We start from the raw sequence: 26,936 nt of genomic DNA on the forward strand, positions 1-26,936 counted from the left end.
CATCCGATCTCCCCCCTTTCGGGGAAGATGTCCCAACGGGACAGAGCGGCAGGGTTGCAACAAACTCAACATTCCAACCTTACTCCGCGGCCTCCAGCTTGCCGGCGATGCGGCGGGACTGGCGGGCTTGTTCGTCGTAATCCACCTGCCATTGCGAGGGACCGTTCGATGGCGAGATCTGGACCGCCGTCACCTTATACTCAGGACAGTTTGTTGCCCAGTCGGAGAAGTCGGTGGTGATGACGTTGGCCTGCGTCGTCGGGTGGTGGAAGGTGGTGTAGACGACACCGGGAGCGACGCGATCGGTGATCAGCGCTCTCAGCGTCGTGTCGCCGGCGCGGCTTTGCAGCTTTACCCAGTCGCCATCGCGCACGCCGCGCAGTTCGGCGTCATGCGGGTGGATTTCCAGCCGGTCTTCCTCGTGCCAGACGATGTTGTCGGTGCGCCGGGTCTGGGCGCCGACATTGTACTGGCTGAGAATACGGCCGGTGGTGAGAAGCAGCGGGAACCGCGGGCCGGTCTTTTCGTCGGTGGCGACATATTCGGTGCGGATGAACTTGCCCTTGCCGCGCACGAAGCCGTTGACATGCATGATCGGCGAGCCGAGCGGAGCCTTTTCGTTGCAGGGCCACTGAACCGAGCCCATCTTTTCCAGATACTCGTAGGAGACCATCGCAAAGCTCGGCGTCGTCGCGGCGATCTCGTCCATGATCTCGGATGGGTGCGTATAGGTCCAGTTCAGCCCCATCGCTTTTGCCAGATTCTGCGTGACTTCCCAATCGGCAAAGCCGTTGCGCGGGGTCATCACCTTGCGGACACGGTTGATGCGGCGTTCGGCGTTGGTGAAGGTGCCATCCTTCTCGAGGAAGGTCGAGCCCGGCAGGAAGACATGGGCGTAGTTGGCGGTTTCGTTGAGGAACAGATCCTGCACCACGACGCATTCCATCGCGGCGAGGCCGGCCGAAACGTGCTTGGTGTCGGGGTCGGACTGCAGAATGTCCTCGCCCTGGATGTAGATGCCCTTGAAAGACCCGTCGACGGCGGCGTCCAGCATGTTGGGAATGCGCAGGCCCGGCTCGTTGGAGATTTTCACGCCCCAGAGCTTTTCGAAGATGTCGCGGGTCGCGTCGTCGGAGACGTGACGGTAGCCCGGCAGTTCGTGCGGGAAAGAACCCATGTCGCAGGAGCCCTGGACATTGTTCTGGCCGCGCAGCGGGTTCACGCCCACACCGGGGCGGCCGATATTGCCGGTGGCCATCGCAAGGTTGGCGATGCCGATGACGGTCGTCGAGCCCTGGCTATGCTCGGTGACGCCAAGGCCGTAATAGATCGCGCCATTGCCGCCGGTGGCAAACAGGCGGGCGGCACCACGAACCTCTTCGGCCGGAACGCCGGTCAGTTGTTCGATCGCTTCCGGGCTGTGACGTTCTTCGGCGACGAAGCCGGCCCAATCCTCGAATTCCGACCAGTCGCAGCGTTCACGGATGAATTTTTCGTCGAACAGGCCTTCGGTGACGATGACATGGGCGAGCGCCGTGACGATGGCGACATTGGTGCCGGGACGCAGCGGCAGATGGTGCGACGCCTTGATATGCGGCGAGGAGACCATGTCGGTACGGCGCGGATCGATGACGATCAGTTTCGCTCCCTGGCGCAGACGCTTCTTCAGGCGCGAGGCAAAGACGGGGTGGCCATCGGTGGGGTTGGCGCCGATGATGATGACGACATCGGTATGCTCGACCGAATCGAAATTCTGCGTGCCGGCCGACGTGCCGAAGGTGGCGCCGAGACCGTAGCCGGTCGGCGAATGGCAGACGCGGGCGCAGGTATCGACATTGTTGTTGCCGAAGCCGGAGCGGATCAGTTTCTGGACGAGATAGGTTTCCTCGTTGGTGCAACGCGACGAGGTAATGCCGCCGATCGATTCGCGGCCATATTGATACTGGATGCGGCGGAATTCCGATGCCGTATGGGCAAGGGCCTCCTCCCAGCTGACTTCGCGCCAGGGGTCGCTGACCTTTTCGCGGATCATCGGGTTGAGGATGCGTTCCTTGTGAGTCGAATAGCCATAAGCGAAGCGCCCCTTGACGCAGGAATGGCCACGATTGGCCTGGCCGTCCTTCCACGGCACCATGCGCACCAGCTCTTCGCCGCGCATCTCGGCCTTGAACGAACAGCCGACACCGCAATAGGCGCAGGTGGTGACAACGGAATGTTCCGGCTGGCCGATGGCGATAACGGATTTTTCGGTGAGCGTCGCCGTTGGGCAGGCCTGGACGCAGGCGCCGCAGGAGACGCATTCGGAGGAGAGGAAGTCTTCATGCATGCCGGGCGAGACACGGCTGTCGAAGCCGCGGCCTTCGATGGTCAGCGCGAACGTGCCCTGAACCTCTTCGCAGGCGCGCACGCAGCGCGAACAGACGATGCATTTTGCCGGATCATAGGTGAAGTACGGGTTCGACTCGTCCTTCGGCATCCATTTGAGGTTGATATCGCCGTTGTTGCGCGCCTTGACGTGATTGTCACCCTCATAGCCATAACGCACATCGCGCAGGCCGACCGCGCCGGCCATATCCTGCAGTTCGCAGTCGCCATTGGCGGCGCAGGTCAGACAGTCGAGCGGGTGGTCGGAGATATACAGCTCCATCACGCCCTTGCGGATATCCTTCAGGCGGCTCGTCTGGGTATGGACGGTGATGCCAGGCGCGACGGGTGTGGTGCAGGAGGCGGGCGTGCCGTTACGCCCTTCGATCTCGACAAGACAGAGGCGGCAGGAGCCGAACGCATCGACCATATCGGTGGCGCAGAGCTTCGGCACCTGGATGCCTGCCTCCATCGAGGCCCGCATGATCGAGGTGCCTTCCGGCACGGTGATCTCGTTGCCGTCGATGGTGAGCGTCACCATCTTTTCGGAGCGGGAAGCGGGGGTGCCGAAGTCGATTTCAGGAACGAGGGGCATGGAGGGCCTCCTGGGTGGATGTCTTAGCGAGATTTCTGTCGTAGGCACTGGCGCTGCGGCTCCTCTTCTCCCCGTCGGGGAGAAGGTGGCACGTCGCGCCGGATGAGGGGGGCCACGCAACGAATTCGAGGACAGACCCCCTCATCGCCTCACTGCGCTCGGCACTTCTCCCCGCGGGGGAGAAGAGGGAGCGTGCGGTGGGCTGCTCGAAGACAGGCAACGTCTTGCTCATTCCGCCGCCTCCACCAAGGGAGCCGGGCGGAAATCGTCCGGGAAGTGGGTCATGGCGCTGGTGACCGGATAGGGGGTGAAACCGCCGAGTGCGCAGAGCGAACCGAATTTCATCGTGTTGCAGAGGTCGGCGAGCAGGGCGAGATTCTTCTCGGGCTCGATGCCCTGCGCGATCTTGTCCGCCGTTTCGACGCCGCGGGTCGAGCCGATCCGGCAAGGAGTGCACTTGCCACAGGATTCGATGGCGCAGAACTCCATCGCAAAGCGGGCCTGTTTCAGCATGTCGGCGGTGTCATCGAAGACGGTGATGCCTGCATGGCCGATCAGGCCGTCCTTGGCGGCGAAGGCTTCGTAGTCGAACGGCGTATCGAACAGGGCGCGGGGGAAATAGGCGCCGAGCGGGCCGCCGACCTGCACGGCCTTGACCGGGCGTCCTGATGCCGTGCCGCCGCCGATCTCGTCAACGATCTGGCCGAGTGTCAGGCCGAAGGCTGCCTCATAGAGCCCGCCATGCTTGACGTTGCCGGCGATCTGGATCGGGATCGTGCCGCGCGAGCGGCCCATGCCGAAGTCTTTATAAAAGACTGCGCCCTTGTCCATGATGATCGGCACGGACGCGAGCGAGATGACGTTGTTGATCACGGTCGGACAGTTGAACAGGCCCTTGTGGGCGGGCAAAGGCGGCTTGGCGCGAACGATACCGCGCTTGCCTTCCAGGCTGTTGAGCAGCGCCGTTTCTTCGCCGCAGACATAGGCACCCGCACCGGTGCGGATTTCGATGTCAAAGGCTCGGCCCGATCCCATCACCGAAGCACCGAGAACACCGGCGCGCCGGGCGATTTCGACGGCTTCCGTCATCGTCGCGATCGCGTGCGGATATTCCGAGCGGATATAGACGAAGCCCTTGGTAGCAAGGGTCGCGAGACCGGCGATCGCCATGCCTTCGATCAGCACGAAGGGGTCGCCCTCCATGATCATCCGGTCGGCAAAGGTACCACTGTCGCCCTCGTCGGCGTTGCAGACGATGTATTTGCGGTCGCCAGCGGTGTCGAGCACGGTCTTCCACTTGATGCCGGTCGGGAACCCCGCACCGCCGCGGCCGCGTAGGCCAGATTCCGTCACCTGTGCCACCACGTCGGCAGGGGCCATCGCCACGGCCTTGGCAAGGCCCTTCAGGCCGTCATGGGCCTTGTAGTCTTCCAGCGACAGCGGATCGACGATACCGCAACGGGCAAAGGTCAGCCGTGTCTGGTTTTTCAGGAAGGGCAGTTCCTCGGTTTTCCCGAGACAGAGCGGATGATCCCCGCCGTTGGCAAGGCCCGCGTCCAAAAGAGAAGAAATGTCGGATGCCTTGACCGGGCCGTAAGCAACGCGGCCTTCCGCTGTTTCGACCTCGACCATCGGCTCCAGCCAATGCAGGCCGCGCGAGCCGTTGCGAACGATCGTGACGTCGATGCCGCGGGTTTCGATTTCACGCGACAATGTCACGGCGACCCGGTCGGCGCCAAGCGCCAGAGCAGCAGCATCCTGGGGAACGAAAATCCGCACGCTCATGCCCGCACCTCCGCAACGAGGTCTCGCACCGCATCCGCATCAAGCCGTCCGTGCACCTCGCCATCGAGCATCGCGGCGGGTGCGGAGGAACAGAGCCCCAGACAATAGACAGGTTCGAGCGTCACCGCGCCATCGGGCGTCGTTTGGTGGAAATCGATCCCGAGCAGGGATTTCACCCGTTCGGCCAGCGCGTCGCCGCCCATCGATTGACAGGCCTCTGCACGACAGAGCTTCAGCACATGCCGGCCTGCCGGGTGATCACGGTAGTCATGATAGAAGGTGACGACGCCATGAACTTCGGCACGCGACAGGTTGAGTTCGCGGGCAATGACCGGCAGCGCTTCCTGCGGCACATAGCCGAACTCGGCCTGGATTTCGTGCAGGATCGGCAGAAGCGGCCCTTCGAGCGACTTCAACGCGCTGACTATATCCAGTGTCCGTTCACCGATATCACGGCTTGATACATGCAGGTTCAACGTTCAGACCTCCCGAACTGAAATGAACAATTGGCCGCGCTCTGCAATACCTCCAACCGAACGAAGTCCCTCCAGACCATCATCGATTCAGATTTCCGGCTCGAAAGGGCCGATAACACGCGGTTTTGCAGCTCACGTACTGAAATACAGCGTGTCAGCAGGCTGGGGGAGGGTCAATAGGCGTGTTCCGTTAAGCGATAGATGATTTCTATCAAAGCGCCTGCGCATCCGCCAGGATACGCGCTTCGTGCAGCAGGGCAGAGACAAGTGGGGTAAACGGCTCCCGGTGCGTCGCGACCAGGCCAACCGTGTGGCGGGCATCCGGCTCGATGATCGGGATCAGCTTGATATCCTCGTGAAAACCAAATGATTTTGCGACGTTATAGGGCATGATGCTGGCCCAGTGGCCGGTGCGGACATGGGAGAACAGCACGATCATCGAGTTGGATTCCAGTGTCGGCGCGACGGTGGCGCCAGCCTCGGCGAAATGCTGGTTGATGATGCGACGGTTCTGCATATCTGCGGTCAATAGACAAAGCCGAATACTGCCGACTTCCTTCCAGGTCACAGTTTCGCGATCCGAAAGCGGGCTACCGGCGGCGGTCACCAGATGATAGCGCTCCACCTGCAGCGGCACGCTGGTGACGCGTCCGAGCGGTTCGTTCTCGAGGTAGGTGAGACCGGCATCAATCTCGAGGTTTTCCAAGAGGCCGAGGATTTTCAGCGAGGTTGTCGAGAGGATGGAGAAGGTGACGTCCGGGTGTTTCTCCTGAAACGGTGCGGTAATGCGCGGCACCATGGCAAGCGTGGTGGGCACGGCAGCCAGCCGGATATGACCGACAAGACCGCGGCGGGCGGCGCGCATTTCCTCGTGCATGGTACGGGAATCGCCGACGATCCGGCGCGCCCATTCCAGTACGCGCTGCCCTTCCGGCGTCAGGCTCTGATAACGGGATCCGCGGTTGACCAGCATGACGCCGAGCTGGTCTTCCAGCTGCTTGATCGCGGCCGAAAGCGTCGGCTGGGTGATGCCGCAGAGATCGGCGGCGCGGCCGAAATGCCGCTCCTGCGCCAGCGCGATGAAGAATTCCAGCTTGTCGATCAACCGCCACCCTCCCGCCGTCTGCGCTCAGCAGATCAATTGACCGCCGTTCACTTCCAGCACCTGACCGGTGATGTAACCCGAGAGCGCGTTTGATGCGAGAAACAAATAGGCCGGCGCGCAATCCTCGGCGGTGCCGAGCCGCTGCAGCGGGATGGTCTTGCGGGTGGCTTCGAGCTTTTCCGCGGATGAATAGCGTTCGTGGAAATCGGTGGTGATCGTTCCCGGCGAAACGCAATTGACGCGAATGCCCTCCGGCGCCAGTTCGCGGGCGAGTGCCTTGGAATAGGTCGAGACGAAGGCCTTGGTGGCGGAATAGATCGCCGATCCGGCGCTGCCGCCGGTGAGTGCCGAGATCGAGACGGTGTTGATAATGGCCGGATGCGTGCCACGCCGAATGAGCGGTAGCAGCGCCCGCGTGGTGTGGACCACGGAGGTCTGGTTAAGCTGCACCACCGTCTCATATTGTTCGTCGGTCAGGTCGCCAGCCGGAAATCGTCCGACCATCGTTCCGGCATTGTTGACAAGCACATCGATCGTTTTGAAACGGGACGCAATACCGGTGGCGAGAAGCTCAATGCCGCCAGCGGTCGAGAAGTCGGCATAGGAGAGAAAGGCCCGGCCCTCAGTCAGCGCCGCATCGAGAAAATCCGGCAGCGGTTCGCGCGCCACGCGGCCGCCGTGCAGGTAGACGTTTGCGCCGCAATCGAGAAACTGGCGTGCGACCTCCAGTCCGATGCCACGGCCGGCACCGGTGACGACGACATTCAAACCTTTGAACAGCGATGGATGAAACATGGTGAAACCCTCCCGCGACCGACAGGCTGTCGCATGATGACCTGAATTGCAACGCGGAGCGACTTCCTTCTTTGCGAAGGGCTCATTTTCGAGCACTCGCCGCGTTTATGAAATTGCGCTGCTTTCGTTTTTGCCTATTATGAAAGAAAACGAAAACGACGGGGAGGAATTACCATGTATCTGACGGGGCGCCAGTCGGAAATTCTGGAGCTGGCCAAGACCGAAGGCCGGGTTCTCGTCGATGAACTCGCTGCCCGTTTTTCGGTGACGCCGCAGACCATCCGCAAGGACCTGAACGATCTCTGCGACGGCCGGGTGCTGACGCGCATCCATGGCGGAGCAATCTTTCCGCGCGGCAACGAGAATGTGAAATACGAAGCCAGGCGCTCGATCGCGGCTCTCGAGAAGCAGGCAATCGGCCAGGCGGCAGCAGCCATGATCCCGAACAATTCGTCGCTGTTCATCAATATCGGCACGACGACAGAGGCCGTTGGCGAAGCGCTGCTCGACCATACGGAGTTGATGGTCATTACCAACAACATCAACGTTGCCAATCGCTTGCGGGTTTATCCCTCGATCGAAGTGGTGATTGCCGGTGGCGTGGTGCGCGGTGCCGATGGCGGTATCGTCGGCGAAGCGGCCGTCGATTTCATCCGGCAGTTCAAGGTCGATTACGCGGTTATCGGCGCATCCGCGATCGATCATGACGGCGCGCTTCTGGATTTCGATTATCGCGAAGTCAAAGTGGCGCAGGCGATTATCGCCAATGCCAGGCATGTCATTCTTGTCTCCGATTCGACCAAATTCGAGCGCACAGCTCCGGTCCGGATCGGCCATATTACCCAGGTTCACACCTTCATTACCGATATTTGCCCCATCGAAAATGTCCGTAACATCTGCCAGGAGCAGGATGTGCGATTGATCGAGACCGCGCGCTAAAAACGCTGGTTTTAGCGTCTGCTTGTTTTCCATAAACATTCGTTTGACATTCGTAATATTTTCGCTTTAATTAATTTCACTTTCGCATGTGCTCAAAATTGTGCAATGCGAAATGTGGGAGGGGAAGCAGTGCCTGCGCAGAACGTACTCGACATTTTCGTGATCGGTGGCGGCATCAATGGATGCGGCATCGCAAGGGATGCCGTTGGCCGTGGATATTCGGTTGCGCTGGCTGAAATGGACGATTTCGCTTCCGGCACGTCATCGCGCGCCACCAAGCTCATTCATGGCGGACTGCGCTATCTTGAACATTACGAGTTCAGGCTGGTGCGTGAATCCTTGATGGAGCGCGAAGTGCTCTGGGCCATGGCCCCGCATATCATCTGGCCGATGCGGTTCGTCCTGCCGTTCCACAAGGGTGGCATCCGCCCGGCCTGGCTCATTCGCCTCGGCCTCTTCCTTTACGATCATATTGGCGGCCGCAAGCTTTTGCCCGCCACCCGTACGCTCGACATGCGGCGGGACCCGGCCGCAAAGCCGTTGAAGGCGCTGTTCACCAAGGCCTTCGAATATTCAGATGGCTGGGTCGATGACGCCCGTCTCGTGGTGCTCAACGCCAAGGATGCGGCGCTCAAGGGTGCGCAGATCATGACGCGCAGCCGGGTCGTCTCGGCTGACCGCGAAGGCGCGCTTTGGTCCGTCAATGTCGAGGATGTGTCGACCGGTGCCATCACGACCTTCAAAGCGCGCATGCTGGTCAATGCGGCTGGACCCTGGGTGGACGTGGTCTTATCGAATGCGGTGCGCAAGAACAAGGTTCACAACGTGCGCCTGGTTCAAGGCAGCCATATCGTCGTGAAGAAGAAGTTCAACGATCCGCGCGCCTATTTTTTCCAGAACCCGGACAATCGCATCATCTTTGCGATCCCCTACGAGACCGATTTTACCCTGATCGGTACCACCGACAACGATTTTACCGGCGATCCGAAGACCATCCAGATCACCGAAGGCGAGATCAATTATCTCTGCAATGCGGCGAGCGAGTATTTTTCCGAACCGGTCAAACCGGCCGATGTGGTCTGGACCTATTCCGGCGTGCGGCCGCTGTTTGATGATGGCGCCTCTAAGGCGCAGGAAGCGACGCGCGATTACGTGCTGAAGATCGATGGCGGTGATGGCGAAGCGCCGTTGCTCAACGTCTTCGGCGGCAAGCTGACCACCTATCGCCGGCTGGGAGAGCATGCCCTGGAAAAGATCGCTGCTGCGATTGGCGCCAAGGGCAATCCGTGGACCGCGAAGAGCGTGCTGCCGGGCGGTGATTTTCCAGCGACGGGCTACGAGGCCGAAGTGGCGAAACTCAAGAGCCGCTATCCGTTTCTGGCCGAGCGTTACGCGCGCCGTCTGGTTCGGCTTTACGGAACACTTGCGGCGAGCCTGCTTGGAAGCGCGGGCAAGACCGAAGATCTCGGGCGGCATTTCGGCGCTGATCTCTATGAGGTCGAGGTGCAGTGGCTGATTGGCCAGGAATGGGCGCGGCATGCCGAGGATATCCTCTGGCGCCGCACCAAACTGGGCCTGACATTGACCCAAGCGGAAGCCGACGGGTTGGAAGACTACATGCGGGAAACGATCCGCATCGTTGCCTGAAGGCCGCGCCGGGATGGCGCCGCCGATGGCTGGGAGGAAGCCTGAGAATGCTTGAACTGAAAAACATAACCAAGGTTGTCGGAGCGGATACGCATATCCATCCGACGAACCTTGTGCTGGAGCGGGGCTCGCTGAATGTGCTGCTGGGCCCGACGCTGTCGGGCAAGACATCGTTGATGCGGCTGATGGCCGGTCTCGACAAGCCGACCACCGGCACCATCACCTTCGACGGCAAGGATGTGACGGGCGTGCGCGTGCAGGACCGCTCCGTCGCCATGGTCTATCAGCAGTTCATCAATTATCCGGCGATGACGGTTTATGAGAATATCGCCTCGCCGATGCGCATTTCCGGTAAGGACGCGGCGACGATCGATCGCGAAGTTCGCAAAGCCGCCGAACTGATGAAGCTGACGCCCTATCTGGAGCGCACGCCGCTCAACCTGTCGGGCGGGCAGCAGCAGCGCACCGCGCTGGCGCGCGCCATCGTCAAGAATGCCAGCCTCGTGCTGCTTGATGAGCCGCTCGCCAACCTCGACTACAAGCTGCGCGAGGAATTGCGTGAAGAACTGCCCAAACTGTTTGCGGCCGCAGGCTCGATCTTCGTTTATGCGACGACCGAACCACAGGAAGCGCTGCTGCTCGGCGGCAACACCGCAACCATGAGCGAAGGCCGCATCAGCCAGTTTGGACCGACCATCTCGGTCTATCGCAAGCCGGCAGACATCGCGACCGCAAAAACCTTTGCCGATCCGCCGCTGAATGTTCTCGACGTGGTGAAGTCCGGCAATACATTCGAACGTGGTGGTCTCAGCGTCCTGCCGGTACCGGGGCATCTGGCCGGTATCGCCGATGGTGCCTACACCATCGCGTTCCATCCGCATCATCTGTCGCTCACCCGTCCGCACGATACGGCAGCGACGCTGAAGGCGCGGATCATCATTTCCGAAATTGCCGGTTCCGAGAGCTTTATCCACGTCGATTGCGCGGGATCACGCTGGGTCATGCTTGAACACGGCATCCACGACATCGAGCCGGATACGGCGATCGAGCTTTTCGTCGATACCCGCCACCTGATGGCCTTCGGCCCGGATGGCCGCGCCATCGGCGGCTCTGCCGTTCGAGGAGCGTGAGGAGAAAACCATGGCACGCATCAATCTCGATCATATCCGCCACGCTTACGGCCCCAATCCGACAAAGCCTTCCGACTATTCGCTGAAGGAAGTGCATCACGAATGGAACGACGGCGGCGCCTATGCGCTGCTTGGGCCTTCCGGCTGCGGCAAGACCACTTTGCTCAACATCATTTCCGGATTGCTGCAGCCGTCCGAAGGCAAGATCCTGTTCGACGGCAAGGACGTCACCAACCTGTCGACGCAGGAGCGCAACATCGCGCAGGTGTTCCAGTTCCCGGTGATCTACGACACGATGACCGTTTACGACAACCTGGCCTTTCCGCTGCGCAATCGTAAGGTTCCGGAGAATGAGGTCGATCGCCGGGTTACGGAAATCCTCGAGATGATCGGGCTTTCCGATCGCGCGAAGAAAAAGGCACAGGGGCTGACGGCCGACCAGAAGCAGAAGATTTCGCTCGGCCGTGGTCTGGTCCGCTCCGACGTCAGCGCCATCCTGTTCGATGAGCCGCTGACGGTCATCGATCCGCATATGAAATGGGTGCTGCGCTCGCAGTTGAAGCGTCTGCACAAGCAGTTCGGTTTCACCATGGTCTACGTCACGCACGACCAGACCGAGGCGCTGACGTTCGCCGACAAGGTCGTCGTCATGTATGACGGCGAGATTGTTCAGATCGGCACGCCTGCAGAGCTGTTCGAAAAGCCCAAGCACACATTCGTCGGCTATTTCATCGGTTCTCCGGGCATGAACGTCTTGCCGGCAAAGATCGACGGGTCGTCCGTCGATCTCGATGGCCAGAAGGTTGCCTTGTCGTTTGCGCCGAAAATCGCAGCTGGTGCCAAGACCGAACTGGGTATCCGCCCGGAATTTGTCCGGCTTGGCCGCGAAGGCATGCCGGTTTCGATCTCCAAGGTCGAGGATATCGGCCGCCAGAAAATTGTCCGCGCCACCTTCGCCAACCGGCCGATCGCCATTGTCGTTCATGAAGATGGAGAGATCCCGGCGGCACCGAAGATCACCTTCGATCCGGCAGCCATCAATATCTACGCCGATAGCTGGCGTGTGGGCGGGGAGGCCTGATCATGGAGAAGACCTGGAACAACAAGGCCTGGTTCATGGTTCTGCCGGTGCTGGTGCTGGTCGCTTTCTCGGCGGTTATCCCGCTGATGACGGTGGTGAACTATTCGGTTCAGGACACCTTCGGCAATAATGAATTCTTCTGGGCAGGCACCGACTGGTTCATCCAGGTGCTGCAGTCCGACCGCTTCTGGGATGCGCTGACCCGCAACCTGATTTTCTCAGGTATCATCCTGGCGATCGAGATTCCGCTTGGCATCCTGATCGCGCTCAACATGCCGAAGACGGGACTTGGCGTTCCTGTCTGCCTCGTTTTGATGTCGCTGCCGCTGCTCATTCCGTGGAACGTCGTCGGCACCATCTGGCAGGTGTTCGGCCGCGTCGATATCGGCCTGCTCGGTTATACGCTCGATGCGATCGGCATTCCCTACAACTACGTCAACAATGTCTTCGATGCCTGGGTGACGCTGATCGTCATGGACATATGGCACTGGACGAGCCTTGTCGTGCTCTTGTGCTATGCCGGCCTGGTATCGATCCCGGACGCCTATTATCAGGCAGCCAAGATCGACGGCGCCTCGCGCTGGGCCGTGTTCCGTTACATCCAGCTGCCGAAGATGAAGCGCGTACTTCTGATCGCCTTCCTGCTGCGCTTCATGGATAGTTTCATGATCTACACCGAGCCCTTCGTCGTTACCGGCGGCGGCCCCGGAAATGCCACCACATTCCTGTCGATCGATCTCGTCAAGACGGCCATCGGCCAGTTCGACCTCGGCCCGGCAGCAGCACTTTCGCTCATCTACTTCCTGATCATCCTGCTGCTCTCATGGATCTTCTACACCGTGATGACCAATAGCGATGCGCAGAGCTGACGGAAGGGAGAAAGAACAATGACCACAGCGACACAATCTTCCGGCCGCAGCCTCTCCTGGCTCGTGCCTACGATCTACATCCTCTTTCTGCTCTTGCCGATCTATTGGCTCGTCAACATGAGCTTCAAGACGAATACCGAAATTACCGGCACGTTCTCGCTTTACCCGCATGCGCCGACGCTCCGGAACTATGCGGTGATCTTCACAGATCCGTCCTGGTACAAGGGTTATATCAACTCGATCATCTACGTGGTGATGAACACCGTGATTTCGGTTTCTGTCGCGCTGCCGGCGGCTTACGCCTTCTCGCGCTACCGGTTCCTCGGCGACAAGCACCTGTTCTTCTGGCTCCTGACCAACCGCATGGCGCCGCCGGCCGTTTTCGCGCTGCCGTTCTTCCAGCTCTATTCCGCCTTCGGCCTGATCGATACGCATATCGCCGTTGCCCTGGCGCACTGCCTGTTCAACGTGCCGCTGGCCGTCTGGATCCTTGAAGGCTTCATGTCGGGTGTGCCGAAGGAAATCGACGAGACCGCCTATATCGACGGTTATTCGTTCCCGCGATTCTTCGTGCGGATCTTCATCCCCCTGATCGCATCGGGCATCGGCGTCGCTGCGTTCTTCAACTTCATGTTCTCGTGGGTGGAACTGCTGATCGCCCGCACGTTGACGACAACCGACGCCAAGCCGATCGCTGCGATCATGACGCGCACGGTGTCTGCATCCGGCATGGACTGGGGCGTTCTTGCTGCTGCGGGCGTGCTTACCATCATTCCCGGCGCCATCGTCATCTATTTCGTCAGAAACTACATTGCCAAGGGCTTTGCCCTGGGGAGGGTCTAATGGCCACCGTGTCCCAACGCACCAATCGCTGGCCGCTGGCACTGGCCGCCGTTCTCGTCGTCTACGCCGCCCTGGCAGGGTTGCTCATCTCCGCGTTGCCGATCAAGGACGGCGCGCGTGACTGGTTCGCCCCGCTGATCCGTGGCGGCTGGATGGCATGGACTTTCCCGACGGCCATGTTCTTCCTGACGATCTTCCTGCTGCTCGCGCTGATGGCCGTATGGGAATATGCCCGTCCCGGCGGCAATCCGCGTGTCGGCATCCTGCGCTTCGAGACGACGCGCGGCGACCGCCTGTTTATCTCGCTGCTCGGCAGCGCCTTCATCAATCTCGCTTGGCTGGGCCTCGTCGGTACCGGCCAGTGGTGGGCTCTTGCCCTCTCGCTTGTCTACGCTTTCGGGGTCTTCAAGCTGGTGTGAGGCAAGGACTGGAAATGCCGTCCGGATGGAGCCGGGCGGAATGCAATCGCAAACCTTTAAGGGAGGACATTATGCGACGGCACTTACTAACATCTACAGCAGCGATACTCTTGGCACTGACCGGAACCGCATTTGCGGGCATGGACGAAGCCAAGCAGTTCCTGGACAAGGAAATCGGCGATCTTTCGACGCTTTCCCGCGCCGATCAGGAAAAGGAAATGCAATGGTTCATCGATGCGGCAAAGCCATTTGCCGGCATGGACATCAAGGTTGCTTCCGAAACCCTGACGACCCACGAATACGAATCCAAGACTCTGGCCGCAGCCTTCACCGCAATCACCGGCATCAAGGTCACGCATGACCTGATCGGCGAAGGCGACGTGGTCGAAAAGCTGCAGACCCAGATGCAGACGGGCGAAAACATCTATGATGCCTATGTCAACGACTCGGATCTGATCGGCACCCATTGGCGCTACCAGCAGGCCCGCTCGCTGACCAAGTGGATGGCCAACGAAGGCAAGGACGTCACTAACCCTGGTCTCGACCTCGCCGACTTCATCGGCACCAAGTTCACGACCGCGCCGGATGGCGACCTCTACCAGCTGCCTGACCAGCAGTTCGCGAACCTCTACTGGTTCCGCTATGACTGGTTCAACGACGAGAAGAACAAGGCGGATTTCAAGGCGAAGTACGGCTATGACCTCGGCGTTCCGGTCAACTGGTCCGCTTATGAAGACATCGCCGAGTTCTTTACCGGCCGCGAAATCGACGGCAAAAAGGTCTATGGTCACATGGACTACGGCAAAAAGGACCCGTCGCTCGGCTGGCGCTTCACCGACGCCTGGCTCTCCATGGCCGGCAACGGCGACAAGGGCCTGCCGAACGGTCTGCCTGTCGACGAATGGGGTATCAAGGTCAACGAGAAATCCCAGCCAGTCGGCTCCTGCGTCGCTCGCGGTGGTGACACCAACGGCCCAGCTTCCGTCTATTCGATCCAGAAGTACCTCGACTGGTTGAAGGCTTATGCACCGGCATCCGCCCAGGGCATGACCTTCGGCGAAGCTGGTCCGGTTCCGGCCCAGGGTGAAGTCGCCCAGCAGATCTTCACCTACACGGCCTTCACGGCCGATTTCGTCAAGGAAGGCCTGCCGGTCGTCAATGCTGACGGCACGCCGAAGTGGCGCTTCGCTCCGAGCCCGCATGGCGTTTACTGGAAGGACGGCATGAAGCTCGGTTATCAGGACGTGGGTTCCTGGACGCTGATGAAGTCCACCCCGGAAGACCGCGCCAAGGCAGCATGGCTCTATGCGCAGTTCGTCACCTCCAAGACGGTTGACCTCAAGAAGAGCCATGTCGGCCTGACGCTGACCCGTGAATCGTCCATCCAGGACAAGAGCTTCACGGATCGTGCGCCGAAGCTCGGTGGTTTGATCGAGTTCTACCGTTCGCCGGCTCGCGTTCAGTGGTCGCCGACCGGTACGAACATCCCGGACTATCCGAAGCTGGCCCAGCTGTGGTGGCAGGCAATCGGTGACGCTTCCTCCGGCGCCAAGACCGCCCAGGAAGCCATGGATTCGCTGTGCGCTGAGCAGGAAAAGGTTCTGCAGCGCCTGGAGCGTTCCGGCGTTCAGGGCGATATCGGTCCGAAGCTCGCCGAAGAACACGATCTCGAATACTGGAACAAGGACGCCGTCTCGAAGGGTAACCTTGCGCCGCAGCTGAAGATCGAAAACGAAAAAGAAAAGCCGCAGACCATCAACTACGACGAACTGGTCAAGAGCTGGCAGTAAGACGACAGACTGGCGCCGGGTCCGTCCCGGCGCCAGTCTTCAGCCTCCGTTGAAATGAAAACCGCCCGAAGAGAGAATCTTCGGGCGGTTTTCATTTTCGCGTTTGGGCTGTTGCGCTTGCCAGTCTCCTAACGGCGCGTCCAGCGCTTCATGGCGTTGATTGCGGTGCGCATCATGATCTTCATGTCGAGGAGCAGCGAGAACTGGGTGATGTAATCGACATCGGAGACAATTTGTCGGACCGCCATCCAGCGGTGCCCGGCAGCGGCGTGAGGGCCGCGGGTCTGCGCAAGACCGGTAAGGCCCGGGCGCATCAGGTTTCGGTATTCGTAGCCCTGCACAAGGTCATTGTAGTTGTGGCCTGCCGCAAGCAAGTCCGGAACATGTGGGCGAGGGCCGACCAGCGACATGTCGCCGGTGAGAACGTTCCACAATCGCGGTAACCCTTCAAGATTGGCTTTGTTCAAGAAACGTCCAAACGGCGTGAAGTGTTGACCATCGGTGGCTGGCTGACCGGCATTGCGAAAGCCCGTAGCCGTACAGCGGAACGTCAACAGCTCGAAGGGAGCTCCGTTCAGCCCTAGGTGCAGTCGCCGGGAGAAAACAGGCCCCTTGCTGTCCAGCTTGATGAGGGCGCCAATGGCAAGCATGACGGGCGCAAGAACGAGCAGCCCGGAAAATGCGCAGGCGGCATCGATTGTGCGCTTGATCGCAAACTGAACGGGCAGGTCTGCTACGCGAACCGATTCGAGGTGAACTTGGTCATCGCATGCCGGCGATTGCTTGTCTGGGCGTTCAGCGGACGCTGTCCAGACAGGGCGGCTTTCCGTTGCCCGGATGAGAGGTCGTCGTTGCGGCAGCGTTTTTTCCGTCATGACTTTACATCTTCCCCGGAATTCGACCGGAATACCTACTTTGTGTTGATCTTTACCAGGAGATGCATTGCCAATGGAGCTGGAATGGCTGGATGAGACTGCGGCAGAATATCCTGAATATTGACCTTGATAATGCGAGCGCACGAGATCTTCGTTAGATGTCTTTTCGTTACTTCGCCGCATATGTGGAATATGCGATTTTAACGATTTATTAAATACTACCGATTTCGGTAGGGCCTTGCGAATCCAATCCGTTCCTGTGGTTAATTGTGGTGGGCCGGAGCGGCCGGCTCCGGATCGAAACAGGTAAGGGGACAGCCGGTTGCAACGCGCCGCAATCGCATCGTGTGCGCGGACGATTTGGCTTAGGGGGCAGGATTGCCTGGGTCCGTGAGGGGGATTCCGCCAGCGCCTTCCCCGGCCATCATGCCGTCAATCATCGGCAGCCCATCGCTTCCGGTCAGCGGAAACCACTTGCTCCGGTCGAAGAACAGATCTCCCGGCATGTTCTTGCGTTGCACACTGATCTGATTGGCAAGGAAATTGTAGCGTGGTGTTTCGCCGAATTCTCTTTTGAACTGGATGCGGCTACCGAATTTGCGGATGTCAAAGGGTTCTAGGGCATGGATCTTGCCGATGATCTCTTCCGGATTTCCCCAACGGACCTGGCGCAGGAAGATGTTCGCCGCGTCCCCGGCAAGTTCGGCGACCTTGGCCGTATCGGCTTTATTTTCGATGTTCAGCTTGACGCGAAAGGAGGTGACACGGTTTTCCCCATCGCCCTTGATGACGATAAAGATCGAGGACTGTTCCGGTTTATCGGCATCCGGAGCGGGAAGATCGACCGAGGACGAGCATTCCCAATTGTCCTTGTGAGCGCTGCTGACGGTCCAGTCCAATTGGCCGAAACCGCCGTCCCTCAGTTGTTCGCACAGGGTCCTCGGGTCACTCTGGATCAGCCGGATGAAGTTTTGTTGCGGGGCCTTGAAGTCGGCGAAAGCATAGACAGGCAGGACCATGCGTGCCGGCGGTAAGCGTAAGCTTCTGGTCTGGGTTATCTTCACCTGCTGCGGCGCGGCATTGGGAATCAGATTGGGGTAGCCGAGATAGGTCAGTAGCAGATCAAGATTGCGGTGGTTGTTGGCAAGCAGAACCGTCGCCAGGATGCCGGCGAAGACCAACCCGACAGCGGCGAGGAAGAATATCTTTCCGGACCGGTTTTTCCGCTGCACATTCATGCCGAAACCTGACCTGCGCAGTTTTCGCCGATCTCAGACATCATGGATCCACATGCCTTGGCCATCTGGCGTTTCTCGTCTCACCCTCGCGATAGGTATTGTCGAGAAAAAACAGACATATCAAGGTATAAAATGAAAGAACCCGTTCTGTTACGCCGGGGCGGGGAGTTGGTTGAAAGAAATAGGCAAGGCGCGGCGACCGTCATGTATTCGGCATCGCCGATACGGCAATACGGTGCGGGTCGCGAACTAAGCCAACAGTTCAGAGATCCCGCCGCGGGCGAAACTTGAAGATAGTCTTACTGTGTGGCAATTGCCGGGCGGTGTACTGTATCCCCGCTATAGATGATGACTGCGAACAGCAAGACGCCCGCAAATGTGATCAGCGAGGCGATTGCGACAACAGGCTCGAGCGCCGGATTTCCGGTCAGCATCAGATAGAGCGCCGGCACCATCAGGGCGACGCCCGCCGTGTAGACCACGTACTGGATCATGGCGATCCGCCGTCCCGCCTTGGCAGGGTTCAGCGCGTGGTATCCGCCAAAGATCGCCATGGTCACCCAGCCGAGCAGATTGGCATGGGCGTGCGCGCCGATGGCGCTGTGATCCTGCGAGATGGCCATGTTCAGGCCCATTGCAATTCCGATAATCAGGAAAATGATGGCAGTGCGGAAATAGAGCTTTGCGACGCGCGGCATATGTCTTCCCCCCAAGTCTTGTCCTTAGGGGAATATTAGCACCCACTATGGTTGGGCGCGAAGCCCAAATTTGGTCGCTTCCAGGGCCGTCATCGTGGCCAGAAGGTTCAACTTCCTTCGTCCGGAATGTTCAGTATTTGGCCGCAAGCCTTGCAGTGTACCGCGTCGGCATCGTGTCTCTGCAAACCGCATTGGGGACAGGGGAAGACGACCTTGTGCGGGCGCACGATCGCCTGTGCCAGCCGTACGAACAGCGAGATGCCGAAAATCATCGTGACGATCGACGTCAGCTTGCCCAGCGTGCCGGGCAGGGTGATATCGCCAAAGCCCGTCGTCGTGATGGTGGCGACGGTGAAATAGAGCGCATCGACGAACCCTTCGACGCCGGCCGCCTGGTGATAGAAGAACGCGGTGTAGACGAAGCCGGTGACGAGGAACAGGAAGGTCACGAAATTGATGCAGGCGCGAATGACCTCTTCCCATTCTCCATAGCCCGCCCGCTTGATCAACAGCGTGAATACCTTGCTCTGGCCCAGCGACCAGATGCGGAAGGCGCGCAGGAACGCGAAGTTGGAGAATTGCGCCGGGAAGAGCAGCGTTGCCAGGATGGCGATATCGACCCACGTCATCGGCCGTGTCAGCCAGCGCCGGAGGTTTGAGGCGATCAGCGCCCGGGCGCCAAGCTCGAAGGCGATCAAGGCGGCAATTGCATAGTCGATGATGAGGTAGGTGTGCCCCGCGGCGAAATACGGGCCAACGAGGAAGAAGATGATGATGGCGAGATCGATGATCGCCATGGTTATCTGAAACCGGATCGCCATGGCGCTGGTCCCGAGATAGAGCATACGTAAACGTGCGCGTACGCCGTTTAACATCGGCTCTCCGGGCTCGTCGCTCTTGGTGTGCTCTGTCATGAGATTGAGATAGGCTGGTGTGTGGAAGCGGTCAATGCTGCCTGTTGTCAGGCGCTGGCATTGCCTGACCGTCATTTCAGTCGAATTTCATGCCGGGCGCCTTACCAAGCAAACGCCCGGATTCAGTTGATCGAAGATTACATTAAGTTCACTTTATTTAGCTGTGGCAGGATGTATATCGTCGATGACGTTAGAGTTTGAAATGCCCCACCAGGTGCTCCATGTCCAATCCAGCCGATAGAAACGATGAGCCCGGTGGCACTCAAGTCATGGTTCAGCGGGTGTGGCTTCAGGGCCGGCTGCTGACTGCGATTGCCACGATCCTCATCCTTGCCCTTGCGGGCTATGCGATCTTCCATCTGACGAGTGAAGTTCGGTATGAAGACGTGATGGCCGCGCTCGATAATACCAGCGGCACGTCCATTGCACTGGCCATCGGCTTTACCGCCTTGAGCTTCTTTGCACTGACCTTCTACGATGTCGGGGCGCTGATCTATCTCAAGCGGCGACTGCCCTATGCCGATGTGGCATTGACGGCTTTTGCGGCCTATGCGGTCGGCAATACCGCAGGTTTCGGCCCGTTGAGTGGCGGCGCCATCCGCTATCGCGCCTATTCCCGCCTCGGGCTGAGGCCGGAAGAAATCGGCGGCGTTATCGCCTTTGTCACCCTTGCCTTCGGGCTCGGGCTTGCAAGTGTCGCGGCTCTCAGCCTGTTGATGATCGCGCCGGAAGTGGCGCCACTCGTGGGAATGAGTTCACCGGCGCTGCGTGCGATCGCTGTGTTGATCCTGACCGTCCTGCTGACTTTGATGGTGGCGGGCCGCGATGGCCGGGCGTTGCAGTTGGGGCGTTTTTCGCTGCGGGTTCCGGATTCACGCACGGCATCGCGTCAGTTCCTTGTGACCGTTCTGGATCTGGCCGCCTCGGCTTCCGTCCTCTACGTGCTGCTGCCTGAAGGGGTGATCGGCTGGCCGGCGTTTCTGGCGATTTATGCGGTGGCTGTCGGACTTGGCGTTCTCAGCCATGTCCCGGCCGGTCTTGGTGTCTTTGAAACCGTCATCGTCGCGGCGCTGGGCCAGGCGGTGGATGTCGACACAGTCCTGGGCGCGCTCGTCCTTTATCGGCTGATCTACCACGTCCTGCCGCTGCTTCTGGCAGTCATCTTTGTCATTGGTGCCGAACTGCGCAGCCTCTACCGCAAGCCTGTCGGTTCCAGCCTGCGCCGCGTGGCCGGTCGGTTGACACCGCTTCTCTTGGCGACGCTTGCACTTATCTTGGCCGCCATGCTGGTATTTTCCAGTGTCACGCCGACGCCGGACGACAATCTGGCTTTTCTTGCCGATTACGTGCCATTACCGATCATCGAAGGCACGCATTTTCTCGCAAGCCTGCTGGGTCTGGTTCTCGTCATTGTCGCGCGCGGCTTGGCAAGACGGTTGGATAGCGCCTGGTGGGCGGCGCTTGTCGTTGCCGTTATCGCGCTGTTGTTTTCTCTCCTCAAGGCGGTGGCTCTGATCGAGGCGAGCCTTCTCGCCTTCTTCATCGTCAGCCTGCTTGCCACGCACCGGCTGTTCGACCGGCCAGCAAACCTGTCGAACGAGCGGTTGACGTTGCCATGGCTGACGGCAATGCTGGCGCTCTGTGCCTTTGCGGTGATCGTCCTGTTGTTCGTTTATCGTGACGTGGAATACAGCAATACGCTCTGGTGGCAGTTCGAACTGTCGGAGGAAGCGCCGCGCGGCCTTCGCGCCGTGCTCGGTCTGACGATCTTCTCTGGCGCTGCTGCGTTGTGGAGCCTGCTGCGGCCCGCCAAAGGCCCAAGGGAAGCGTCTTCTGCCGCCGACATCGAAAAAGCGATCGCCATTGCCAACGCGCAGGATATGTCGGACGCCAATCTCGTGCGGATGGGCGATAAGAGCCTGATGTTTTCCTCCGACGGGCGTGCGTTCATCATGTATGGCCGTCAGGCTCGTTCCTGGATTGCCCTGTTCGATCCGGTCGGTCCGCGTGATGCATGGCCGGATCTGATCTGGCAGTTCATTGAGGAGGCCCGTTCCTGCGGCTGCCGGCCGGTTTTCTATCAGGTCTCGCCTGCGGGGCTCTCCTACTATGCGGATGCCGGCTTGCGGGCCTTCCGTCTCGGCGAACTGGCCACGGCGGACCTCACGACGTTCGAACTGAAGGGCGGCAAGTGGGCCACCCTGCGCCAGACGGTCAGCCGGGCGCAGCGCGACGGGCTGGAATTCGCCGTTGTCGAACCCGAGGATGTCCCGGCGATCATGGGCGATCTCGTAGCCGTGTCCGATGCCTGGCTGGCGCATCATCGTGCCAGGGAAAAGGGCTTTTCGTTGGGGGCATTCAATACGGATTACATTACCGCCCAACCGGTTGGGATTTTGCGGTTGAACGGAAAAATCGTTGCGTTCGCCAATATCCTCGTGACGGATGCCTGCGAGGAAGGGACTATCGACCTCATGCGCTTCCTGCCGGAGGCACCGAAAGGGTCGATGGACTTTCTCTTTGTGTCATTGATGGAATATCTGCGTGACAAGGGATTCAAGCGGTTCAACCTTGGCATGGCGCCTCTGGCCGGTCTTTCCGGCCGCCGTTCCTCGCCCGTTTGGGACAAGGTGGGTCGCACGGTTTTCGAACACGGCGAACGCTTCTATAACTTCAAGGGCCTGAAGGCCTTCAAGTCGAAATTCCATCCGCACTGGCAGCCTCGGTATATGGCGGCGGGTGGTGGTATCAATCCCGTTCTGGCACTGATGGATGCAACATTCCTGATTGGCGGCGGCGTGAAGGGAATTGTGAAAAAATGATCTTGAAGAGATTCTATCAGGCCGCTTTTGCCGCCAGCCTGTTTTTTGCAGCATTTCCGGCGCGTTCGGAGGATCCGGCTGCTTTTGATACGGGCATGATCCCGTCGCCACATATCCTCTTGCCCACCGGCGATGTGGCGGCCGCGGTTGTGCTTATTTCCGATAAGGCCGGATGGTCTGACAAGGAGGATACGCTCGCCAAAAGCCTGACCGATGGCGGAGCCTTGGTCATCGGTATCGATCTTCCAAGCTATCTTGCATCGCTGGCGAAGGACGAGGGCGACTGCATCTACATGGTGTCCGACATCGAAGCGCTGAGCCAGCAAGTTCAGCGGGCGGCGAAAAACAACGATTATCGGCTGCCGATCATTGCCGGTGCCGGGGCGGGTGGCGCGCTGGCTCTTGCCATTGCGGCGCAGACGCCGGCGGCGACAATTGGGCAAACGCTGGCCATCAATCCCGAGGCCGGCATCACACTGAGCAAACAGCTCTGCACGCCTGCCGACAAGAAAAAGGTGGGCGACCGGATGGTCTACGGTTTGACCGATGGGCCGCTGCCCGATCCGGTCACCGTGCTGTTCACGCCGGATGCGCCCGCAGACGGCCGCGCCCATGTCACCGAGTTGACTGCCAAGCATAGCGACATCGAGATCACTGAAACGGATGACGACATGTGGACGGCTTTTTACGATGCGCTGTCGGCGCTCGTGACCGCCTCCGCAGGCGAGGACAATCCGCTGGGACTGCCCCTGACCGTGCTTGAAACCAAGCCGACACGCGACACGATGGCAATCGTCTATTCGGGCGATGGCGGCTGGCGCGATATAGACAAGGAAGTCGGCGATGTTCTCCAGCAACAGGGCATGCCGGTGGTCGGCATCGATTCTCTGCGCTACTTCTGGTCGGAGCGTCAGCCGCAGGAGACCGCCGATGACCTGCACCGCATCATCGCGTTTTACGGCAAGCGCTGGAACGTCAAGCATATCCTGCTGATTGGATATTCCTTCGGTGCCGATATCCTGCCCCGGACCTACAATTTGCTGCCGCAAGCAGACCGGGATCGCGTGGCGCAGGTGTCGCTGCTCGCCGTGTCGCATCAGGTGGATTACAAGATTTCCGTTCTCGGCTGGTTGGGTGCCGCGGCGGCGGACGGCGCCGGCGACCCGGCCGACGATATCACCAAGATGAAACCGGCTCTCGTGCAGTGCATCTACGGGACAGATGAGGACGACGATGTCTGCCCGACGCTGAAGGATACGGGTGTCGAAGTCATTGCCATCGATGGTGGCCATCATTTCGACGAGGATTATCCGGCGCTGGTCAAGCGGATTTTGGACGGATTTGATCGCAGGCTGGCGGCTGTAGCCAATCCTTAGCCTGCCCATAGCATGGCTTGAAATGACAGGATCGGCCGCGCGAACGATCCTGTCTACTCGATACACTACTGCTTCTTGGCTTCTTCAGTATCAGCACGGCCGCTTGGAATCGTGCTGGTGGTCACGGAAACCGGATCGCTGGCAGGAAAAGACGATTCCAGCCCTTCATCGAGCTGTTCTTCCAGCGTTCCGGTATCGCCTGCGGCCCGCGCACTTCGCAATGACATAACGGCCGGAGATTCGCCGGAGGTATCATTGCCGGAACCGGAACCATCAGCTGCTTCACCATTTTCGGGCTGTTCGAACGCCGCCACCTGCAACATCATCGCCTTGGCCCTTGCGATCGCGTTCAGCCGGTTCAAGCCATCAGATTCGGTATGGTGCATCTGAACCGAAATCACATCACCGCCTTCACCGACGAACTCCACCGTCATCAGCCCTGCCGAAGACTGCGGGTGGACTTGCGTGCCGATTACTTCCATGACTGTCGTCTCCGTGGTTGCGTTACGCTGATAACCGTACGGGCGAAGTTTTGTTCCGCTGGCGGGGTCTGCCGCAACGGATGCGATGCAGTCTGGACACAAAAAAGAGCGGCCGGAGCCGCTCTTCTATGAGGTAAGCATGGGCAGCGATCAGGCTGCGACGTCTTCCATTTCGCGTTCCTTGAACATGCGGGCGAGGTTGAGGAAGCAGATCATGCCGGTTTCGTTGGCGATGATGCCTTCTGCATAGCTCTTGTCGAAGGATGTGGTGATTTCCGGAACCGGCTGAACCTGGTCGCCACGCACCGTCAGGATATCGGAGACGCGGTCAACGACGAGGCCGATGACCATATTGTGCACTTCGGCAACCACGATGGCGCTGCGTTCGTTGGCAACCGTGCTCTTCATGCCGAGCTTGTGGGCAAGGTCAATGATCGGGATGACGGTGCCGCGCAGGTTCATCACGCCGAGAACGTCGGCAGGCGAATGCGGAATCGGTGTCGAAGGTGCCCAGCCACGGATTTCGCGGATCGTCGTAGTCTTCACGCAGAACTCCTGATCGTGCAGACGGAAAGCGATGATCTCGAGCGTTTCGTGACCGAAGGTACCTGTAGAGATCGTGTTGTTCATCAAAATTCTTCCCAGCTATCCCGATTGGCGGCAACTGCCATGTTTGAACTAAAGGCCTTCGCTACCCGGCTGGCCATGACCCGGGCCGGGGAAGCGACCGGTTTTGCGTCCTGCCGCGCTGCCGCCAAGCGACCCTGCGATGCCTCACCGACCTTGAACTGGCTGAGAAGACTGAAAAGACCGTCTGCTTGCTTTTCCAAGGCGTGGCTGGCAGCCGTGGATTGCTCGACCATTGCTGCATTCTGCTGTGTACCTTGGTCCATTGTATTCACAGCCTGGTTAATTTCTTTCAAACCTGTCGCCTGTTCTTTTGCACCTTCTACAATAGCGGACACATTGGTGTTGATCTGGTCCACCTGGCTCAGGATTTCCTCCAGCGCCTTGCCGGCCTGGCCAACGAGAGAGACGCCGTCCTTGACCTGATCGCTGGATGTGGTGATCAGGCTCTTGATCTCCTTTGCCGCTGTTGCCGAACGCTGGGCGAGTTCGCGCACTTCCTGGGCTACCACGGCAAACCCTTTGCCGGCATCGCCCGCCCGCGCCGCTTCGACGCCTGCGTTGAGGGCAAGCAGGTTGGTCTGGAAGGCGATCTGGTCGATGACGCCGATGATGCTGGAAATCTCGCGCGACGAGTTCTCGATCTCGCCCATCGCGTGGACGGCGTTTCTCACCACTTCGCTGGAACGTTCGGCGTCGAGCTTGGTCTGGGCAACCAGTGTGCCTGCTTCCGCGGCGCGGCGGCTGCTATCGGCCACGGTCGTGGTGATCTGCTCCAGTGCTGCCGCTGTCTCTTCAACCGACGCGGCCTGTTGCTCGGTACGCTTTGAAAGGTCCTGAGCCGCACTGCTGATTTCGCCTGAGCCGGCTGCGATTGCTTGCGCATTGGCGCCGACGGCACGCATCGTCTCTTTCAGCTTGTCGATGGTACCGTTGAAGCTGAGGCGGAGCGCTTCCAGTGCCGGGATGAATGGCCTGTCCAGATGCTGATCGAGATTACCATTGGCCAATTCCCGCATTGCTGCCGCCAGCTCCCGGCTGTTATTGACGCGACCGGTAATGTCGGTTGCGAACTTTACCACCTTCTTCACCGACCCATTCAAATCGAAGATCGGATTGTAGCTGGCCTGGATCCAGACCTCTCTGCCGCCATTGCCGATCCGCTTGAATTCATCGGCGATGAACTGACCATTGCGCAGCCTGGCCCAGAAGTCCCGGTATTCTTCGCTGCTGCCGTAGGCGGGCTCGCAGAACATGCTGTGGTGCTTGCCTTGAATATCGCCAAGTTGATAACCGAGCGTCGACAGAAAGTTCCCGTTGGCGGTCAGAATGTCGCCGTCCGGCGTGAACTCGATAACGGCCTGGGCGCGGGAGATCGCAGCGATCTTGCCGGCATCTTCTGCACTTCTCAGTTTCACGGCCGTTATGTCAGTGGCAAACTTGACCACTTTATAGGGTTTCGAGCCCCGGAAAATGGGATTGTACGATGCTTCGATCCAGATTTCCCTGCCACCCTTGCCGATCCGCTTGTACTGGCGGCGATCGAACTCGCCGCGGGCAAGCCGCGCCCAGAAGTCACGATAGTCCCTGCTTGCTGCGTCGGCCGGATCTACAAACATGCGGTGGTGCTGGCCGACGATTTCCGCCAGATCGTATCCTACAGTTTTGCAGAAGTTTTCATTGGCCGTCAGGATGTTTCCCTGCAGGTCGAATTCAATAATTGCCTGAGATCGTTGCATCGCAGACAGGATTGCCTTGGCGTCGCTGCGGAACGGTGACGAAAAACGGGTCATGACTATCGGTCCTTGTGCACGCGGGTTTGCAACGCGCGCGGCTGAGTGCCGCGCGATCGGGCGGTTTTTCTGAGTAGGAATGTGGACGGCTGGCAAACGATACCGGCGCTTTGCACGGCGTCGTCAGGTCATGCCGGATGACCGGCTTTTCGCGAAAGCTTCATGCCCCGGTTCAGACCGGTCGCGACGGCAATATCTAGGGGCTAAAACTTCAATAGATATTTAAGATTTGCCGAGTTTCGAACGCCTGCCGGCATAAATATGACAAATGAC

General features: G+C 59.6%; 22 protein-coding genes. 10 read left to right on the forward strand and 12 right to left on the reverse strand.

From position 1 onward, the window contains the following. Nucleotides 1–79 precede the first annotated feature (79 nt). From fdhF to ACSQ3J_RS14025, 5 genes are all read right to left on the reverse strand, one after another. Entirely contained in the window at nt 80–2,959 is a 2,880-nt protein-coding gene (fdhF, locus tag ACSQ3J_RS14005) for a formate dehydrogenase subunit alpha (protein ID WP_060502775.1), read from the reverse strand. Nucleotides 2,960–3,187: 228 nt separating this feature from the next. After that, complete coding sequence (locus ACSQ3J_RS14010; protein WP_060502777.1) at nt 3,188–4,744, reverse strand: formate dehydrogenase beta subunit; 1,557 nt, start codon at nt 4,742–4,744, stop codon at nt 3,188–3,190. After that, nucleotides 4,741–5,220 carry a formate dehydrogenase subunit gamma gene (locus tag ACSQ3J_RS14015; protein ID WP_060502778.1) on the reverse strand — a complete coding sequence of 160 codons (480 nt, stop codon included), beginning with the start codon at nt 5,218–5,220 and terminating at the stop codon, nt 4,741–4,743. Before ACSQ3J_RS14015 ends, ACSQ3J_RS14010 begins: the two co-directional genes overlap by 4 nt. 211 nt (nt 5,221–5,431) lie before the next feature. Then, complete coding sequence (locus ACSQ3J_RS14020; RefSeq protein ID WP_060502779.1) at nt 5,432–6,325, reverse strand: LysR family transcriptional regulator; 894 nt, start codon at nt 6,323–6,325, stop codon at nt 5,432–5,434. Nucleotides 6,326–6,349: 24 nt separating this feature from the next. Next, on the reverse strand, nt 6,350–7,120 hold the full coding sequence (locus ACSQ3J_RS14025; protein WP_060502879.1) for an SDR family NAD(P)-dependent oxidoreductase: 771 nt from the start codon (nt 7,118–7,120) through the stop codon (nt 6,350–6,352). 174 nt (nt 7,121–7,294) lie between these two features. Between ACSQ3J_RS14025 and ACSQ3J_RS14030 the strand changes: the two genes are divergently transcribed. The 8 genes from ACSQ3J_RS14030 (at nt 7,295) to ACSQ3J_RS14065 (ending at nt 15,838) form a co-directional block, all read left to right on the forward strand. Then, nucleotides 7,295–8,059 carry a DeoR/GlpR family DNA-binding transcription regulator gene (locus tag ACSQ3J_RS14030; RefSeq protein WP_060502780.1) on the forward strand — a complete coding sequence of 255 codons (765 nt, stop codon included), beginning with the start codon at nt 7,295–7,297 and terminating at the stop codon, nt 8,057–8,059. Between the two features lie 105 nt (nt 8,060–8,164). Further along, nucleotides 8,165–9,706: a glycerol-3-phosphate dehydrogenase gene (glpD, locus tag ACSQ3J_RS14035; RefSeq protein WP_436039330.1), complete on the forward strand. Its 1,542-nt coding sequence runs from the start codon at nt 8,165–8,167 to the stop codon at nt 9,704–9,706. A gap of 47 nt (nt 9,707–9,753) precedes the next feature. Further along, entirely contained in the window at nt 9,754–10,836 is a 1,083-nt protein-coding gene (locus ACSQ3J_RS14040; RefSeq protein ID WP_060502782.1) for an ABC transporter ATP-binding protein, read from the forward strand. Between the two features lie 10 nt (nt 10,837–10,846). Then, a complete protein-coding gene (locus ACSQ3J_RS14045; RefSeq protein WP_060502880.1) occupies nt 10,847–11,917 on the forward strand; it encodes an ABC transporter ATP-binding protein in 1,071 nt (356 codons plus the stop codon). A gap of 2 nt (nt 11,918–11,919) precedes the next feature. Further along, nucleotides 11,920–12,786: a carbohydrate ABC transporter permease gene (locus tag ACSQ3J_RS14050; RefSeq protein WP_060502783.1), complete on the forward strand. Its 867-nt coding sequence runs from the start codon at nt 11,920–11,922 to the stop codon at nt 12,784–12,786. Between the two features lie 18 nt (nt 12,787–12,804). Continuing rightward, nucleotides 12,805–13,629 carry a carbohydrate ABC transporter permease gene (locus ACSQ3J_RS14055; RefSeq protein WP_060502784.1) on the forward strand — a complete coding sequence of 275 codons (825 nt, stop codon included), beginning with the start codon at nt 12,805–12,807 and terminating at the stop codon, nt 13,627–13,629. Next, on the forward strand, nt 13,629–14,048 hold the full coding sequence (locus ACSQ3J_RS14060) for a DUF2160 domain-containing protein (RefSeq protein ID WP_060502785.1): 420 nt from the start codon (nt 13,629–13,631) through the stop codon (nt 14,046–14,048). The genes ACSQ3J_RS14055 and ACSQ3J_RS14060 overlap by 1 nt, the downstream gene beginning before the upstream one ends. Before the next feature lie 71 nt (nt 14,049–14,119). Beyond that, nucleotides 14,120–15,838 (forward strand): ABC transporter substrate-binding protein, encoded by a 1,719-nt coding sequence (locus tag ACSQ3J_RS14065; protein WP_060502786.1) that lies wholly within the window; start codon nt 14,120–14,122, stop codon nt 15,836–15,838. A 128-nt stretch (nt 15,839–15,966) separates the two neighbouring features. Here ACSQ3J_RS14065 and ACSQ3J_RS14070 read toward each other — a convergent pair whose 3' ends face one another. The 4 genes from ACSQ3J_RS14070 to ACSQ3J_RS14085 all read right to left on the reverse strand — a co-directional run bounded on the left by ACSQ3J_RS14070 (nt 15,967) and on the right by ACSQ3J_RS14085 (nt 19,563). Next, nucleotides 15,967–16,857, reverse strand: a complete 891-nt coding sequence (locus tag ACSQ3J_RS14070) for a sugar transferase (RefSeq protein ID WP_244481958.1) — start codon at nt 16,855–16,857, stop codon at nt 15,967–15,969. Between the two features lie 221 nt (nt 16,858–17,078). Continuing rightward, nucleotides 17,079–17,951: a DUF6030 family protein gene (locus ACSQ3J_RS14075; RefSeq protein ID WP_060502788.1), complete on the reverse strand. Its 873-nt coding sequence runs from the start codon at nt 17,949–17,951 to the stop codon at nt 17,079–17,081. Between the two features lie 299 nt (nt 17,952–18,250). Continuing rightward, a complete protein-coding gene (locus tag ACSQ3J_RS14080) occupies nt 18,251–18,649 on the reverse strand; it encodes a hypothetical protein (RefSeq protein ID WP_060502789.1) in 399 nt (132 codons plus the stop codon). Nucleotides 18,650–18,756: 107 nt separating this feature from the next. After that, nucleotides 18,757–19,563 (reverse strand): potassium channel family protein, encoded by an 807-nt coding sequence (locus tag ACSQ3J_RS14085; RefSeq protein WP_060502881.1) that lies wholly within the window; start codon nt 19,561–19,563, stop codon nt 18,757–18,759. A gap of 221 nt (nt 19,564–19,784) precedes the next feature. Here ACSQ3J_RS14085 and mprF point away from each other — a divergent pair, with 221 nt between their 5' ends. Further along, nucleotides 19,785–22,385: a bifunctional lysylphosphatidylglycerol flippase/synthetase MprF gene (gene mprF / locus ACSQ3J_RS14090; protein WP_060502790.1), complete on the forward strand. Its 2,601-nt coding sequence runs from the start codon at nt 19,785–19,787 to the stop codon at nt 22,383–22,385. Then, complete coding sequence (locus tag ACSQ3J_RS14095) at nt 22,382–23,761, forward strand: virulence factor family protein (protein ID WP_060502791.1); 1,380 nt, start codon at nt 22,382–22,384, stop codon at nt 23,759–23,761. Before mprF ends, ACSQ3J_RS14095 begins: the two co-directional genes overlap by 4 nt. 65 nt (nt 23,762–23,826) lie before the next feature. Here the strand turns inward: ACSQ3J_RS14095 and ACSQ3J_RS14100 are convergent, their stop codons facing one another. The 3 genes from ACSQ3J_RS14100 to ACSQ3J_RS14110 form a co-directional block, all read right to left on the reverse strand. Beyond that, nucleotides 23,827–24,243 carry a hypothetical protein gene (locus ACSQ3J_RS14100; RefSeq protein WP_060502792.1) on the reverse strand — a complete coding sequence of 139 codons (417 nt, stop codon included), beginning with the start codon at nt 24,241–24,243 and terminating at the stop codon, nt 23,827–23,829. Nucleotides 24,244–24,393: 150 nt separating this feature from the next. After that, nucleotides 24,394–24,873 carry a chemotaxis protein CheW gene (locus ACSQ3J_RS14105; protein ID WP_037097448.1) on the reverse strand — a complete coding sequence of 160 codons (480 nt, stop codon included), beginning with the start codon at nt 24,871–24,873 and terminating at the stop codon, nt 24,394–24,396. After that, entirely contained in the window at nt 24,873–26,663 is a 1,791-nt protein-coding gene (locus ACSQ3J_RS14110; RefSeq protein ID WP_060502793.1) for a methyl-accepting chemotaxis protein, read from the reverse strand. Before ACSQ3J_RS14110 ends, ACSQ3J_RS14105 begins: the two co-directional genes overlap by 1 nt. Nucleotides 26,664–26,936: the final 273 nt, after the last annotated feature.

It is taken from the genome of Rhizobium sp. LjRoot98, from assembly GCF_964252935.1.
GTDB lineage: Bacteria > Pseudomonadota > Alphaproteobacteria > Rhizobiales > Rhizobiaceae > Pararhizobium.